The organism is Klebsiella ornithinolytica NBRC 105727 = ATCC 31898, assembly GCF_001598295.1.
GTDB lineage: Bacteria > Pseudomonadota > Gammaproteobacteria > Enterobacterales > Enterobacteriaceae > Klebsiella > Klebsiella ornithinolytica.
On the sequence record NZ_BCYR01000001.1, the window covers coordinates 311,698 to 329,297 of the forward strand.

Annotated in this window: 4 protein-coding genes; all 4 read left to right on the top strand. The window is 60.0% G+C overall.

The window, feature by feature from the left end; translation table 11 throughout:
* Window positions 1–19: 19 nt before the first annotated feature.
* The 4 genes from irp2 to ybtT all read left to right on the top strand — a co-directional run bounded on the left by irp2 (window position 20) and on the right by ybtT (window position 17,600).
* Window positions 20–6,127: a yersiniabactin non-ribosomal peptide synthetase HMWP2 gene (gene irp2 / locus ROR01S_RS01490; protein WP_064359024.1), complete on the top strand. Its 6,108-nt coding sequence runs from the start codon at window positions 20–22 to the stop codon at window positions 6,125–6,127.
* An 87-nt stretch (window positions 6,128–6,214) separates the two neighbouring features.
* On the top strand, window positions 6,215–15,706 hold the full coding sequence (irp1, locus tag ROR01S_RS01495) for a yersiniabactin polyketide synthase HMWP1 (protein WP_064359025.1): 9,492 nt from the start codon (window positions 6,215–6,217) through the stop codon (window positions 15,704–15,706).
* On the top strand, window positions 15,703–16,800 hold the full coding sequence (gene ybtU / locus ROR01S_RS01500) for a yersiniabactin biosynthesis oxidoreductase YbtU (protein ID WP_064359026.1): 1,098 nt from the start codon (window positions 15,703–15,705) through the stop codon (window positions 16,798–16,800). The genes irp1 and ybtU overlap by 4 nt, the downstream gene beginning before the upstream one ends.
* A complete protein-coding gene (gene ybtT / locus ROR01S_RS01505) occupies window positions 16,797–17,600 on the top strand; it encodes a yersiniabactin biosynthesis thioesterase YbtT (RefSeq protein ID WP_064359027.1) in 804 nt (267 codons plus the stop codon). Before ybtU ends, ybtT begins: the two co-directional genes overlap by 4 nt.

Below are 17,600 nucleotides of genomic sequence, written 5' to 3' on the forward strand. Positions count from 1 at the left end.
CGTGCCATCAGGAGGAAGAATGATTTCTGGCGCACCCTCTCAGGATTCGCTGTTACCGGGCAACCGCCACACGGCTGATTACCAACAATTACGCGAGCGGCTCATGCAGGAGCTGAATTTAACGCCGCAGCAGTTACATGAAGAGAGCAATCTGATCCAGGCAGGCCTGGATTCAATCAGGTTGATGAGATGGTTACACTGGTTCCGTAAAAAAGGCTATCGCCTTACCCTTCGCGAACTGTATGCCGCCCCCACGCTGGCCGCATGGCGCCAGTTGATGCGCAGCCGTAGTGTTGAAAAACCGGACGACGAAACACCGCCGGACGAAACCGCCTGGCCGAAAATGGCTGAAAGTACCCCCTTCCCTCTGACGCCGGTACAGCACGCCTACCTGACGGGCCGTATGCCGGGACAGACGCTTGGCGGCGTGGGGTGCCACCTGTATCAGGAGTTTGCAGGCCATTGTCTGACGGCGTCGCAGCTGGAGCAGGCCATCACGACCTTGCTGCAACGCCACCCGATGCTGCATATCGCCTTTCGCCCCGACGGGCAGCAGGTCTGGTTGCCGCAACCTTACTGGAACGGCGTCACCCTTCATGATTTACGCCATAATGATGCTGAAAGCCGCGAGGCCTATCTGCAAGCGCTGCGCCAGCGCCTGAGCCACCGTCTTTTACGCGTGGAGATCGGCGAAACGTTTGATTTTCAGCTAACGCTCTTACCGGACAATCGCCACCGCCTCCATGTCAATATTGACCTGTTGATTATGGATGCCTCCAGCTTTACGCTTTTCTTCGATGAACTCAACGCACTGCTGGCCGGAGAATCGCTATCGGCTATCGACACCGGCTATGATTTCCGCTCGTATTTACTGCACCAGCAGAAGATTAATCAACCGCTGAGAGACGAAGCGCGCGCCTACTGGCTGGCGAAAGCACCGACGCTTCCTCCCGCGCCTGTCTTGCCGCTGGCCTGCGAACCCGCCACGCTACGTGAAGTCCGTAATACCCGGCGCCGCATGATTGTCCCGGCAACACGTTGGCGCGTCTTTAGCCAACGGGCTGGCGAATATGGCGTCACGCCGACAATGGCACTGGCGACCTGTTTTTCCGCCGTTCTGGCTCGCTGGGGCGGCCTGACGCGTCTGCTGCTTAACATCACTTTATTCGACCGCCAGCCGCTGCACCCGGCGGTTGACGCAATGCTTGCCGACTTCACCAATATTCTTTTGCTGGATACCGCCTGCGACGGCGATACCGTCAGCAACCTGGCGCGGAAAAACCAGCTGACGTTTACTGAAGACTGGGAGCATCGCCACTGGTCCGGCGTCGAACTGCTCCGTGAACTCAAACGCCAGCAGCGCTACCCCCACGGCGCCCCGGTGGTATTTACCAGCAATCTGGGGCGTTCCCTCTACAGCAGTCGCGCAGAGTCACCGTTGGGCGAGCCTGAATGGGGCATCTCGCAAACGCCGCAGGTCTGGATAGATCATCTGGCGTTCGAGCATCAAGGCGAGGTCTGGCTGCAATGGGACAGCAACGACGCGCTGTTCCCTCCGGCCTTAGTCGAGACGTTGTTCGACGCCTACTGCCAGCTGATTAACCAACTCTGCGATGACGAAACCGCCTGGCAAAAGCCGTTCGCCGATATGATGCCCGCCAGCCAGCGCGCGATACGCGAACGGGCCAACGCCACCGACGGCCCCATTCCCAAAGGCTTGCTGCATGAAGGCATTTTCCGTATCGCTCTGCAACAGCCGCAGGCGCTGGCGGTGACGGACATGCGTTATCAGTGGAGTTATCGTGAGCTGACAGACTACGCCCACCGTTGCGCGGGCAGGTTAATTGAGTGCGGGGTTCAGCCCGGCGACAATGTGGCTATCACGATGTCGAAAGGCGCGGGACAACTTGTTGCCGTTCTGGCCGTCCTGCTGGCCGGCGCGGTTTATGTTCCGGTTTCGCTGGACCAGCCCGCCGCCCGGCGCGAGAAAATCTACGCTGACGCCAGCGTCCGGCTGGTGCTCATTTGCCAGCACGACGCCGGCGTCTGGTCAGACGCGATACCCGTCCTTGCCTGGCAGCAGGCCATTGAGGCGAAGCCGATCGCCAACCCGGTGGCACGCGCCTCCACGCAACCGGCCTACATTATCTACACCTCCGGTTCTACCGGCACGCCGAAAGGCGTAGTCATTTCGCACCGGGGAGCGCTCAACACCTGTTACGACATCAATAGCCGCTATCAGGTTGGCCCCGGAGACAGGATGCTGGCGCTGTCCGCCCTGCATTTTGACTTATCGGTTTACGACATTTTTGGCGTGCTGAGCGCCGGCGGCGCGCTGGTTATGGTGATGGAAAACCAACGGCGCGATCCTCACGCATGGTGTGAGCTGATCCAACGCCATCATGTCACGCTCTGGAACAGCGTCCCGGCGCTGTTCGATATGCTGCTGACCTGGTGTGAAGGTTTCGCCGACGCCACGCCGGAAAATCTGCGCGCGGTGATGCTTTCCGGCGACTGGATCGGTCTTGCGCTCCCCGCCCGTTATCGGGCCTTCCGGCCGCAAGGACAATTTATCGCCATGGGCGGCGCCACCGAGGCGTCGATCTGGTCTAACGTCTGCGAGGTTAAGCAGGTCCCTGACCACTGGCGTGCCATCCCTTACGGTTTTCCTCTAACCAACCAACGCTACCGGGTGGTGGATGAACAGAACCGGGACTGCCCTGACTGGGTGTCAGGCGAATTATGGATTGGCGGCATCGGGGTCGCGGAAGGCTATTTCAACGATCCCCTGCGCAGCGAGCAGCAATTTTTGACGCTCTCCGGCGAGCGCTGGTATCGCACCGGCGATCTCGGCTGCTACTGGCCAGACGGCACAGTAGAGTTCCTCGGTCGTCGTGACAAGCAGGTCAAAGTCGGAGGATATCGCATCGAGCTGGGCGAAATAGAAAACGCGCTCAGCCAGCTGACGGGCGTGAAACAATCAACCGTGGTGGCGGTTGGCGAAAAAGAAAAGACGCTGGTGGCATATGTTGTTCCTCAAGGCGAGGATTTTTGCGTTCCCCATCATCGAGACCCGGCACTACCGCAGGCATGGCACGCGCTTGCGGGCGCATTGCCCTACTGCACGCTCTCGCCAGAGATATCCGCCGAACAGGTCGCCGATTTCCTTCAGCATCGGCTGTTAAAACTGAAGCCGGGTCAAACCCCTGGCGCCGATCCGCTCTCCCTGATGAACGCACTCGCTATCCAGCCACGCTGGCAGGCCGTGGTGGAGCGCTGGTTAGCATTTCTCGTTACGCAACAGCGCCTGAAGCCCGTAGCTGAAGAGTATCAAGTCTGCGCTCATGAAGAACGCGAGGATGAACACCCGCATTTCAGCGGGCATGATGTCACCTTAGCGCAAATTCTTCGCGGCGCCCGCGACGAACTGTCATTACTGAACGATGCCCGGTGGTCGCCGGAAAATCTGGCCTTCGACCATCCGGCCAGCGCCTGGTATATTCAGGAACTGGCGACAATTTGCCAACGGCTTGCGCCACGTTTACAGCGCCCGGTACGCCTGCTTGAGGTGGGAACCCGCACTGGCCGCGCCGCAGAATCGCTGTTAACACAGCTCAATGCTGAACAGATTGAGTATGTCGGGCTTGAGCATAGCCAGGAGATGCTGCTGAACGCCCGGCAGAGGCTTTCTCCCTGGTCCGACGCCCGGCTGTTCCCCTGGCATGCAGACACGCTGGCGGCGCACGCCCACTCGGCGGACATTATCTGGCTTAACAACGCTCTGCATCGTCTGTTGCCAGAAGACCCCGCTCTCCTGGCAACATTACAACAGCTTGCCGCCCCCGGCGCACTGCTCTACGTGATGGAGTTTCGTCAGTTAACGCCGTCTGCCCTGCTCAGCACGCTCCTGTTAACCGATGGGCAGCCGGAGGCTTTGCTCCATAACAGCGCAGACTGGGCGGCATTATTTACCGCCGCCGCCTTCAACTGCCAGCATGGCGATGAGGTCGCGGGGTTACAACGCTTCCTCGTACAATGTCCTGATAGCCAGGTGCGTCGCGATCCTCGTAAACTTCAGGCCGCCCTCGCCGAACGCTTGCCGGGGTGGATGGTGCCGCAACGAATTGTCTTCCTCGATGCCCTACCGCTGACGGCTAACGGGAAAATTGACTATCAGGCGCTGAAGCAGCGTCATACCCCGGAAGCGGAAAACCGGGCCGAGGCGGATTTACCTCGGGGCGACATTGAAAAACAGGTTGCCACCCTCTGGCAACAACTCTTATCGACGGGCCCCGTCACCAGAGAGACCGACTTTTTCCAACAAGGCGGCGATAGTTTGCTGGCTACCCGTCTGACCGGGCAACTCCGTCAGGCAGGTTACGAAGCGCAATTAAGCGACCTGTTTAATCAGCCCCGGCTGGCAGATTTTGCCGCCACGCTGCGTAAAATCGACGTTCCTGTCGAACAACAATTTGTCCACTCCCCTGAAGAACGCTACCAGCCCTTTGCGCTTACCGACGTGCAGCAGGCTTACCTGGTGGGGCGTCAGCCGGGCTTTGCCCTGGGCGGCGTCGGCTCTCACTTCTTTGTTGAATTTGAAATTGCCGAACTGGACATCACCCGGCTGGAGACGGTCTGGAACCGATTAATCGCCCGCCACGATATGCTGCGCGCCGTTGTGCGTGATGGTCAACAGCAGGTTCTCGCACAGACGCCCCCTTGGGTGATACCCACGCACACCTTCCATACGCCTGAAGAGGCGTTGCGGGTACGGGAAAAACTGGCGCATCAGGTACTCAATCCCGAAGTCTGGCCGGTATTCGATCTCCAGGCCGGATTTGTGGACGGGATGCCCGCCCGCCTGTGGCTATGTCTGGATAACCTGCTGCTGGACGGGCTGAGCATGCAGATCCTGTTGGCGGAGCTGGAACACGGCTATCGCTATCCGCAACAGCTCCCTCCGCCGCTTCCCGTCACCTTCAGGGACTATCTACAGCAATCCTCGCTCCAGTCGCCCAATGCAGACTCTCTGGCCTGGTGGCAGGCGCGACTTGATGATATTCCGCCAGCGCCTGCGTTGCCGCTGCGCTGCTTGCCTCAGGAGGTTGAGGCGCCGCGCTTCGCTCGCCTGAACGGTGCAATGGATAGTGCGCGCTGGCGTCGTCTGAAAAAACGGGCGGCTGACGCACACCTCACCCCATCGGCCGTGCTGTTGTCCGTATGGTCAACGGTTCTCTCTGCATGGAGTGCGCAGCCTGACTTCACGCTTAACCTTACACTTTTCGACAGACGACCACTGCACCCGCAAATCAACCAGATCCTCGGCGATTTCACCTCGCTGATGCTGCTGAGCTGGCATCCCGGCGAGAGCTGGTTGCACAGCGCGCAGTTACTGCAGCAGCGACTGAGCCAAAACCTCAGCCACCGCGATGTGTCGGCAATCCGCGTGATGCGTCAACTGGCGCAGCGGCAAAACGTGCCCGCCGTTTCGATGCCCGTCGTCTTTACCAGCGCGCTGGGCTTTGAACAGGATAACTTCCTTGCCCGGCGCAATCTGCTCAAGCCGGTCTGGGGCATTTCCCAGACGCCGCAGGTCTGGCTCGATCACCAGGTTTATGAGTCCGAAGGCGAACTGCGCTTCAACTGGGATTTTGTCGCTGCCCTGTTTCCTTCGGGCCAGGTGGAACGCCAGTTTGAACAGTATTGCGCATTGCTCAACCGAATGGCCGAGGATGAAAGCGCCTGGCAACGGCCGCTCGCCGCGCTGGTGCCCCCTGCTGAGCACGCGGGGCAACGCGCAGAGCGCCCACAGCGCGTATGCCCTGAGCACGCTCAGCCACACGGTGCGGCGGACGAACGCACGGTCAGCCTGATTTGCGACGCCTTCCGCGAAGTGGCTGGCGTGCCAGTCACCCCAGCTGAAAACTTCTTTGAGGCGGGCGCAACGTCGCTGAATCTGGTGCAACTGCACGTTTTATTACAGCGTCACGAATTTTCCACCCTGACGTTGCTGGATCTCTTCACCCACCCTTCTCCTGCCGCCCTGGCTGATTATCTGACCGGCATCGCCTCGGTGGAGAAAACCCAACGCCCTCGCCCTGTTCGCCGTCGTCAGCGACGGATATAGCGCGAAGCAAACTGATTTTCCCCGGAACGCTATCGTGCATGCATGGCGTTCCATTGACTTTGTGAATCTTAGGAAACGGGACCGATTATGGATAACTTGCGCTTCTCTTCTGCGCCGACAGCAGATTCCATTGATGCATCGATCGCTCAACACTTCCCGGACTGCGAACCTGTCGCGGTTATCGGCTATGCCTGCCATTTTCCTGAATCGCCGGATGGCGAAACGTTCTGGAAAAACCTGCTGGAAGGTCGTGAATGCAGCCGACGCTTTGCGCGCGAAGAGCTTCTGGCCGTCGGTCTGGAAGCCGCCACCGTTGACGATCCTCATTACGTCAATATCGGTACGGTTTTAGAAAATGCCGATTGCTTCGACGCCACTCTGTTTGGCTATTCACGACAGGAAGCGGAATCGATGGACCCGCAGCAGCGCCTGTTTTTACAGGCGGTCTGGCATGCGCTGGAGCATGCCGGTTATGCCCCCGGCGCCGTCCCGCATAAGACCGGCGTTTTCGCCTCTTCCCGGATGAGTACCTATCCCGGTCGTGAGGCGCTGAACGTGACTGAAGTCGCGCAGGTAAAGGGCCTGCAATCTCTGATGGGCAATGACAAGGACTATATTGCCACCCGCGCCGCCTACAAACTCAATTTGCACGGTCCGGCACTCTCAGTACAGACCGCCTGCTCCAGTTCGCTGGTTGCCGTGCATCTGGCTTGCGAAAGTCTGCGCGCAGGTGAATCCGATATGGCGGTTGCCGGCGGCGTGGCGCTCTCTTTCCCCCAGCAGGCGGGCTACCGCTACCAGCCCGGGATGATTTTTTCTCCCGATGGTCACTGTCGTCCTTTTGACGCCTCAGCGGAAGGTACCTGGGCCGGTAACGGTCTGGGTTGCGTGGTTTTGCGTCGCCTGAGAGATGCGCTGCTGTCAGGCGATCCGATTATCTCGGTGATCCTCTCCAGCGCGGTCAACAACGACGGCAACAGAAAGGTCGGTTATACCGCCCCTTCCGTCGCAGGACAGCAGGCGGTCATCGAAGAGGCGTTAATGCTGGCGGCCATCGACGACAGGCAGATCGGTTACATTGAAACGCACGGCACCGGCACACCGCTGGGCGACGCGATTGAAATTGAAGCGCTACGCAACGTCTACGCGCCACGTCCGCAGGAGCAACGCTGTGCGCTGGGTTCCGTGAAAAGTAACATGGGCCACCTGGATACCGCAGCGGGTATTGCCGGATTGCTGAAAACCGTTCTGGCGGTAAGCCGCGGCCAAATTCCGCCAATGCTGCATTTTCACTCGCCCAACCCGGCGCTTAAGCTTGAAGAGAGCCCCTTTACCATACCGGTGTCGGCACAGGCGTGGCAGGACGAAATACGCTATGCGGGCGTCTCCTCCTTTGGTATTGGTGGCACCAACTGCCATATGATCGTCGCCTCGCTGCCCGACGCGCTCAAAACGCGCCTCCCCAATGCCGATGGCGACAGAGAGAGCACCGCGCTACTACTCAGCGCCGCCAGCGACAGCGCGCTGCGGCAACTGGCGACCAATTATGCCGGGGCGCTGGCGCAGAATGCAGATGCCAACAATCTGGCCTTTACGGCCATGCACGCGCGCCGTCTCGATCTTCCCTTCCGCCTGGCGGTGCCATTAAACCGTGAAACCGCCGCTGCGCTCAGTGCCTGGGCTACTGATAAATCGGGGCCGCCTGTTTACAGCGGCCACGGCGCCAGCGGCAAGCAGACATGGCTGTTTACCGGGCAGGGTTCGCACTGGCGCACGATGGGCCAGGCAATGTACCGACATTCGACGGCGTTTGCCGACACGCTGGATCGCTGTTTTTCCGCCTGTAGCGAAATGCTCACGCCATCACTGCGGGAAGCGATGTTTAACCCCGACTCGACGCAGCTGGACAATATGGCCTGGGCCCAGCCGGCGATTGTCGCGTTTGAAATCGCAATGGCGGCGCACTGGCGCGCTGAAGGGCTAAAACCAGACTTCGCTATGGGTCATTCCGTCGGTGAATTTGCCGCTGCCGTCGTCTGCGGACACTATACGATTGAACAGGTCATGCCACTGGTTTGTCGGCGCGGCGCGCTCATGCAGCAGTGCGCGAGCGGCGCCATGGTGGCGGTATTTGCAAACGAAGACACGCTAATGCCGCTGGCCCGCCGCTTTGAGCTGGATCTCGCCGCCAACAATGGCACGCAACATACGGTATTTTCCGGGCCGGAGGCCCGTCTCGCGGAATTTTGCGCCGCACTTTCTCAGCATGACATCAACTATCGTCGTCTGAGCGTAACCGGCGCCGCGCACTCCGCTTTACTGGAACCCATACTCGACCGCTTTCAGGAAGCCTGCGCGGGGCTGCACGCTGAGCCGGGACAAATACCGCTTATCTCCACGCTCCTCGCCGACGTCATCGATGAGTCAACGCTCAATCAGGCGGACTACTGGCGCCGACACATGCGCCAGCCGGTACGTTTTATCCAGAGTATTCAGGTGGCGCATGAACTCGGCGCCCGCATTTTTCTTGAGACAGGGCCTGATGCTCAGCTGGTTGCTTGCGGGCAGCGCGAATATCGCGATAACGCATACTGGATAGCCAGCGCCCGACGTAGCAAAGAGGCGAGCGATGTCCTCAATCAGGCCCTGCTCCAGCTTTACGCGGCCGGCGTCGCCTTACCGTGGGCCGACCTGCTGGCGGGCGATGGACAACGTATCGCTGCCCCCTGCTATCCGTTTGATACCGAGCGTTACTGGAAAGATCGCGCCTCCCGCGCCAACGAGCCTGCCGACGCAGCGCTGTCCGCCGGGCTGGCGGTGGCGAGTCGCGCCGCAACAGCGCTCGATCTCCCCCGTCTGGAAGCGCTTAAACAGTGCGCCACGCGACTGCACGCCATCTATGTCGATCGGCTGGTTCAACGCTGTACCGGCGATGCCATTGAGCACGGCGTGGACGCCATAACCATCATGCGCCGTGGCCGTCTGCTGCCCCGCTACCAGCAGTTGCTCCAGCGCCTGCTCAACAACTGCGTGGTCGACGGCGATTACCGCTGCGCCGACGGACGTTACACCCGCGCCCGTCCCATAGATCATCAACAGCGGGAATCACTGCTGACGGAACTTGCCAGTTATTGTGAGGGTTTTCAGGCCATTCCCGATACTATCGCCCGTGCCGGCGATCGGTTATATGAAATGATGAGCGGCGCGGAAGAACCGGTGGCGATTATCTTCCCGCAAAGCGCCTCCGACGGTGTGGAGGTGTTGTACCAGGAGTTCAGCTTTGGCCGCTATTTCAACCAAATCGCCGCTGGGGTATTACGCGGTATCCTCCAGACGCGTCAGCCCCGCCAGCCATTGCGCATTCTTGAAGTCGGCGGCGGAACCGGCGGGACCACCGCGTGGCTACTGCCGGAACTCAGAGGCGTTCCAGCGCTGGAGTACCATTTCACCGATATCTCCGCGCTGTTCACCCGCCGCGCGCAGCAGAAATTCGCCGACTATGAGTTTGTGCATTACAACGAGCTGGATCTCGAAAAAGAGGCCCAATCTCAGGGTTTCCAGGCGCAGTCTTACGATCTTATCGTGGCGGCGAACGTGATTCATGCCACGCGCCATATTGGCCACACGCTCGACAATCTGCGCCCCCTGCTCAAACCGGGCGGACGCCTGCTGATGCGCGAAATCACCCAGCCAATGCGTCTGTTTGATTTCGTTTTCGGTCCGCTGGTCCTCCCGCTACAGGATATCGGCGCCCGCGAAGGTGAGTTATTCCTCACCACCGATCAGTGGCAACAACAGTGTCGCCGGGCCGGATTCAGCAAAGTGGAGTGGCTACCGCAGGATGGCAGCCCAACCGCCGGGATGAGCGAACATATCATTCTTGCCACGCTGCCCGGTCAGGCGGTTTGTGCAACCTCAGGCAGCGCGCCATCAGACCCGGTGTTGGGACAGGCGTTGACGGATAGCGCTGACTACCTCGCCGACTGGTCTGATTGTGCTGGTCAGCCTGAGCGGTTTAACGCCCGCTGGCAGGAGGCCTGGTGCCAGCTCTCACAGCGTCATGGCGATGATTTTCCCGGGGAGCCGCCCCTCGTCACCGCCCCGGAATGGCTGGGGGACGTTCGTTTAAGCTGGCAAAACAACGCGTTTTCCCGCGGTCAGATGCGCGTTGAAGCCCGTCGTCCTGATGGCGAGTGGCTGCCGCTTTCGCCCGCCGCGCCTCTTCCTGCCCCGCAAACGCATTATCAATGGCGCTGGACGCCCTACAACGTCGCCAGCGTTGACCATCCTCTTACCTTCAGCTTCAGCGCCAATACGCTTGCGCGCGGCGACAAGCTGGCGCAATACGGCATCATCCACGATCCGCAGGCCTCTTTGCTCCTGATGGTTATTGAGGAGAGCGAGGATACTCTGGCCTTAGCGGAGAAAGTGATGGAGGCACTTACCGCCAGCACAGCCGGTTTGATTGTGGTCACTCACCGCGCGTGGCGAATCGAGGAAAATGAGGCGCTTTCTGCCTCCCATCATGCTCTATGGGCCTTGCTTCGTGTCGCGGCCAACGAACAGCCAGAACGGTTGATTGCCGCCATCGATCTCGCCGAAAACACCCCGGGAGAAACGCTGCATCGAGGGTTGAGCGCCGTCTCCCTCTCTCAGCGCTGGCTCGCCGCGCGGGGTAACACCCTCTGGCTCCCTTCACTGGCGCCCAATACGGGATGCGCCGCCGAATTACCGGCAAACGTGTTTGCTGGCGATAACCGCTGGCATCTGGTAACGGGAGCGTTTGGCGGATTAGGCCGTCTTGCCGTGAACTGGCTCAGAGAAAAAGGGGCGCGACGCATCGCCCTGCTGGCGCCGCGCGTGGATGAATCATGGCTACGCGACATCGAGGGTGAGCAGACCCGCGTCTGCCGTTGTGATGTGGGCGATGCCGGAAAACTGGCCACGGTTCTTGATGAACTGGCGGCCAACGGCGGCATTGCCGGGGCGATTCATGCCGCTGGCGTATTGGCTGATGCCCCCTTGCAGGAGCTTGATCACCCCCCGCTGGCCGCCGTTTTCGCGGTAAAAGCGCAGGCGGCAACCCAGCTATTGCAAACCCTGCGCAACCACGGCGGACGTTATCTTATTCTCTACTCCTCCGCTGCCGCCACCCTCGGCGCCTCGGGTCAAAGCGCCCATGCGCTGGCCTGCGGTTATCTCGACGGGCTGGCCCAACAGTTTTCCACCCTTGATGCGCCGAAAACGCTCTCTGTCGCCTGGGGCGCATGGGGGGAAAGCGGTCGGGCGGCCACGCCGGAAATGTTGGCGGCGCTCGCCAGCCGTGGCATGGGTGCGTTAAGCGATGCTGAAGGCTGCTGGCACCTGGAACAGGCGGTGATGCGCGGTACTCCGTGGCGGCTGGCGATGCGCGTTTTCATCGACAAAATGCCCCCGTTACAACAGGCTCTGTTTAACGTCGGTGCTGCGGGAAAAACCGCAACGCCCGTCATCCCTCCTGCTGATGACAACGCCTTTAACGGCAGCCTGAGCGATGAAACGGCGGTGATGGCATGGCTGAAAAAGCGGATTGCGGTTCAGCTACGACTAAACGATCCGGCGTCATTGCTCCCTAACCAGGATCTGTTGCAACTTGGCATGGACTCGCTGCTCTTCCTTGAACTCAGTAGTGATATTCAGCACTACCTGGGCGTACGCATCAATGCGGAACGGGCATGGCAGGATCTGTCGCCTCATGGCCTCGCGCAGCTTATCTGCGGTAAGCCCGAGGCGACGCCTGGCGCTTCGCAGCCGGAAGTATTGCGGCACGACGCCAGTGAGCGTTATATGCCCTTCCCGCTGACACCCATTCAGCACGCCTACTGGCTGGGGCGCACACATCTCATTGGCTATGGTGGCGTTGCCTGCCACGTCCTGTTTGAGTGGGATAAACGCCACGATGAGTTCGATCTCACCGTGCTGGAGAAAGCCTGGAACCAGCTCATTGCCCGTCACGATATGTTGCGCATGGTAGTGGATGCCGACGGGCAGCAGCGAATCCTGGCGACAACGCCGGAATATCGCATCGCCCGTGATGATCTGCGCATGCTTTCTCCGACAGAACAGCGCATAGCGCTGGAAAAACGGCGGCATGAACTTAGCTATCGCGTTTTGCCTGCCGACCAGTGGCCTCTCTTTGAGCTGGCGGTCAGCGAAATCGACGATTGCCACTACCGCCTGCACATGAACCTCGACCTTTTGCAGTTCGATGTGCAGAGTTTTAAAGTCATGATGGACGACCTGGCGCAGGCCTGGCGCGGCGAAACGCTGGCGCCGCTCGATATTACCTTCCGTGATTATGTGATGGCTGAACAGGCGCGTCGACAGACCCCGGCATGGCACGATGCCTGGGACTACTGGCAGGAAAAACTGCCGCAATTGCCCTTAGCGCCCGAGCTCCCGGTGGTTGAAACAGCCCCGGAAACGCCACGCTTCACCACCTTCAAATCGACGATCGGCAAGAAAGAATGGCAGGCAGTAAAACAGCGCTGGCAGCAGCAAGGCGTCACGCCGTCTGCCGCGCTGCTCACGCTGTTTGCCACCGCCCTTGAACGCTGGAGTCGCACCCCGGCCTTTACGCTAAACCTGACCTTCTTCAATCGCCAGCCGATCCATCCGCAAATCAACCAGTTGATTGGTGATTTTACCTCCGTCACGCTGGTCGATTTTAACTTCTCAACACCGGTGACGCTGCAGGAGCAAATGCAACAGACCCAACGGCGCCTCTGGCAAAACATGGCACACAGTGAAATGAACGGTGTTGAGGTGATCCGTGAGCTGGGTCGCCTGCGCGGGTCACAACGTCAACCGCTCATGCCGATAGTCTTTACCAGCATGCTGGGGATGACGCTGGAAGGGATGACTATCGATCGGGCAATGAGCCATCTGTTTGGCGAACCCTGCTATGTGTTCACCCAAACGCCGCAGGTCTGGCTGGATCATCAGGTCATGGAGAGCGACGACGAGTTGATGTTTAGCTGGTACTGCATGGACAACGTACTGGAGCCAGGCGCTGCTGAAGCGATGTTCAATGACTACTGCGCCATTCTGCAGGCCGTCATGACCAGTCCTGAAAGCCTGAAGACTAGCACCAGTGGCATCGCCGGGCATATTCCCCGCCGACGCTGGCCGCTGAGCGCGCAGGCCGACTACGATCTGCGGGATATTGAGCAGGCGACGCTCGAACATCCGCACATCCAACAGGCCAGGGCGGAAATAAGCGATGCAGGCGCGTTAACGCTGGATATTGTGATGGCCGACGATCCGCCGCGCTTAACCGCCGCTTCTGACGGGCACGATCTTGCCCGGCTGGCGCTGCCGTTGCCTGAGCAGGCGCAACTTGATGAGCTGGAGGCGACCTGGCGCTGGCTGGAAGCGCGTGCGCTGCAGGGTATTGCGGCCACGCTAAATCGCCACGGCCTGTTCACCACGCCGGAGATCGCCCATCGCTTTACCGGGATAGCAGAGGCGCTGTCCGCGCAAGCGTCTCACCAGCGCCTGCTGCGCCAGTGGCTACAGTGTCTGACGGAAAGAGAATGGTTAATCCGCGAAGGTGAAAGCTGGCGCTGCCGTATTCCGCTCAGCGAGATTCCTGAACCTCAGCAGGCATGCCCGCAAAGCCAATGGAGCCAGGCGCTGGCGCAGTATCTGGACACCTGCATCGCCCGGCACGACGATCTCTTCTCCGGACGCTGTTCTCCGCTGGAATTGCTGTTCAACGAGTCGCTGCGCGTCACTGACGCACTGTATCGGGACAACCCTGCCAGCGCCTGTCTGAATCGCTACACCGCGCAGATTGCCGCCTTGTGCGGCGCAGAACGGATTCTGGAGGTTGGCGCCGGAACCGCGGCCACTGCCGCACCGGTGCTGGAAGCCACGCGGAACACGCGGCAGTCGTACCACTTTACCGACGTCTCTGCGCAATTCCTCAACGATGCCAGAGGCCGTTTCCACGATCAATCACGCGTCACTTACGCATTGTTCGATATCAACCAGCCGCTGGATTTCAGCGCCCACCCGGAGGCGGGTTACGACCTGATCATTGCCGTCAACGTGCTCCACGACGCCAGCCATGTCGTCCAGACGTTGCGCCGATTAAAACTGTTGCTGAACGCCGGCGGACGCTTGCTGATCGTTGAGGCGACGGAGCGAAACAGTGTATTCCAGCTGGCGAGCGTGGGCTTTATTGAGGGATTAAGCGGATACCGCGATTTCCGCCGTCGGGATGAGAAGCCGATGCTCACCCTTTCGGCGTGGCAGGAGGTTCTTGTTCAGGCCGGGTTTGCCAACGAGCTGGCGTGGCCCGCGCAGGAGTCGTCACCGCTGCGCCAGCATCTGCTGGTGGCCCGTTCACCCGGTGTAAATCGCCCGGACAAAGAAGCCGTGCGCCGCGATTTACAGCAGCGTTTTGGCAGCGGTCTGCCCGTTTTACAGATCCGGCAAAGAGAAACGCTGTTTGCGCCGCTGCATGCTCCATCTGATGCGCTGGTTGAACCTGCTGAACCCATGCCAGCTGCCGGGGGGAACCCGGCGCTGGAAAAACAGGTGGCTGAACTCTGGCAATCGCTGCTGTCTCGCCCTGTGGCAAGACATCACGACTTTTTCGAGTCGGGAGGCGACAGTCTGATGGCGACAAGGATGGTGGCGCAGTTGAACCAAAGAGGGATTGCGAGGGCCAACCTTCAGGATCTGTTCACCCATTCGACGCTGAGCGACTTCTGCGCCCACCTGCAGGCCTGTTCGGCGGGAGAGGACAACCCGATCCCCATTTGCCAGGGCGATGGCGACGAAACCCTGTTCGTCTTCCACGCCTCGGACGGCGATGTCAGCGCCTGGCTCCCGCTATCCAGTACGCTGAATATGCGCGTTTTCGGCCTGCAGGCAAAATCACCGCAGCGCTTTGCAACGTTTGACCAGATGATCGACGAATATGTCGAGTGCATCCGCCGCCAGCAGCCTCACGGCCCGTACGTGCTGGCGGGTTGGTCGTACGGCGCTTTTCTTGCGGCGGGCGCCGCACAGCGCCTGTACGCCAGGGGCGAGCCGGTTCGGATCGCGTTAATCGATCCCGTGTGTCGACAGGATTTCTGTTGCCAAAACCGGACAGCCCTGCTGCGCCTGTTAGCTGCAGGACAAACGCCTCTGGCGCTGGCGGAACATTTCGACCAACAGGCACCCGACAGCCAGCTGGCCGACTTTATCAGCCTCGCTAAAACGGCCGGTATGGTGTCGCCAAACCTGACGCAGCAAGCGGCAGAAGCGTGGCTCGACAACATCGCGCATCTGCTGCGTTTGCTGGTTGAGCATACGCCATGCGAAAGCGTTCCGATCCCCTGTCTCATGGTCTATGCCGCCGGGAGACCCGCGCGCTGGACGCCGGCAGAAACCGAATGGCAGGACTGGATAAACAACGCTGACGACTATGTGATTGAAGCCAGCCACTGGCAAATCATGCTGGAACTTCCCCACGTTCAGGCCTGCGCACGACACATTAAGCGCTGGCTTGGCGCCACCTCAACGCAACCGGAGAACACGTTATGATGCAGTCTGCCATCCCAAAACAACGCGTACTGATTGTGGGCGCCAAATTTGGCGAAATGTACCTTAATGCCTTTATGCGGCCCGGGAAAGGGCTGGAACTGGTTGGCCTGCTGGCCCAGGGAAGCGCGCGATCGAGGGAGCTGGCTCATGCCTTTGGTATTCCGCTGTATACCTCGTCGGAGCAGATAACCGAGATGCCGGATATTGCCTGTATTGTCGTGCGTTCGACCGTCGCCGGTGGCACCGGTACGCAGCTTGCCAGACACTTTCTGACGCGCGGTGTGCACGTCATTCAGGAGCATCCCCTCCATCCGGATGACATCAGTTCATTACAAACGCTGGCGCAGGAACAGGGCTGCTGCTATTGGGTCAACACGTTTTATCCGCATACGCCTGCAGGACGCACATGGCTTAGCGATGCGCAGCAGCTACGGCGCTGCCTGGCGAAGGCGCCGCCGGTAGTCCACGCCACCACCAGCCGACAGTTGCTCTACTCGACCCTGGATTTGTTGCTGCTGGCGCTGGGCGTGGATGCCGCCACCGTAGAGTGCGACGTGGTCGGCAGCTTTAATGATTTTCACTGCCTGAAACTCCGCTGGCCGGAAGGAGAAGCCTGCCTGCTGCTTCAGCGCTATCTCGACCCTGAGGATCCGGATATGCATAGTCTTATTATGCACCGCCTGCTGCTGGGCTGGCCGGAAGGCCACCTTTCGCTGGAGGCGAGCTACGGCCCCGTCATCTGGTCATCCAGCCTGTTTGTCGCAGACCATCAGGAGAACGCCCACAGCCTCTATCGCAGGCCGGAGATCCTGCGCGACCCACCCGGTCTGACGCGCAGCGTAGCCCCTCTGAACTGGCGTGACTGTTGCGAAAGCGCCGGGCCGGAGGGCGTCAGTTGGCTGCTGCAACAGCTGTGCGGCCATCTGGCGGGCGAACATGCGCCAGCGGCCTGCCACAGTGCTCATCAGATAGCGCTATCCCGTTTATGGCAGCAGATATTACGTAAGGCTGGCAGCGCGGAGATCAGACGCCTTACGCCGCCGCACCACGACCGCTTAGTCGGTTTCTACACCGATGATAAGGAGGCGCTGTGATGCAATCTACAATGTGTATCCCGCTGTGGCCCGCCCGGAGCGCCAATACTGCGCATCTGGTCATGTGCCCTTTCGCTGGTGGCAGCAGTAGCGCGTTTCGCCACTGGCGAGATGCTCAAATGGCGAACTGCGCGCTTTCCCTGGTGATCTGGCCGGGGCGCGATCGCCTTCGCCATCTGGCGCCGGTCAGAAGCATTACGCAACTGGCGGAGCTGCTGGCCAACGAACTGGAAGAGACGCTATCGCCTGATACACCGCTTTTACTCGCCGGGCACAGCATGGGCGCTCAGGTGGCGTTTGAAACCTGTCGACTTCTGGAACAGCGGGGGCATGTGCCGCAAGGACTGATTATTTCCGGGTGCCATGCCCCGCATCTGCGTTCTGAACGCCAGCTCAGCCACCGCGATGATGCCGACTTTATCGCTGAGCTGATAGACATTGGCGGATGTTCTCCTGAACTGCGGCAAAACAAGGAGTTAATGTCGCTGTTTCTTCCTCTCCTGCGCGCTGACTTTTACGCCACCGAGAGCTATCACTACGACTCGCCCGATGTCTGTCCCCCCTTGCGCACTCCCGCGCTGCTATTGTGCGGCAGCCACGATCGCGAAGCCTCCTGGCAACAGGTCGATGCCTGGCATCAGTGGCTGCGCCACGTTACAGGCCCGGTCGTGATTGACGGCGACCATTTCTATCCCCTTCAACAATCCCGGTCTTTTTTTACGCAGATTGTCCGCCATTTTCCCCACGCATTTTCTGCGATGACCGCTTTGCAAAAACGGCCCAGCATTTTAGAAAGGTGA

Bases quoted from the DNA above. Each gene is read 5' to 3' on its own strand.
- irp2 (WP_064359024.1), top strand. From the start codon at position 20: ATGATTTCTGGCGCACCCTCTCAGGATTCGCTGTTACCGGGCAACCGC.
- irp1 (WP_064359025.1), top strand. From the start codon at position 6,215: ATGGATAACTTGCGCTTCTCTTCTGCGCCGACAGCAGATTCCATTGAT.
- ybtU (WP_064359026.1), top strand. From the start codon at position 15,703: ATGATGCAGTCTGCCATCCCAAAACAACGCGTACTGATTGTGGGCGCC.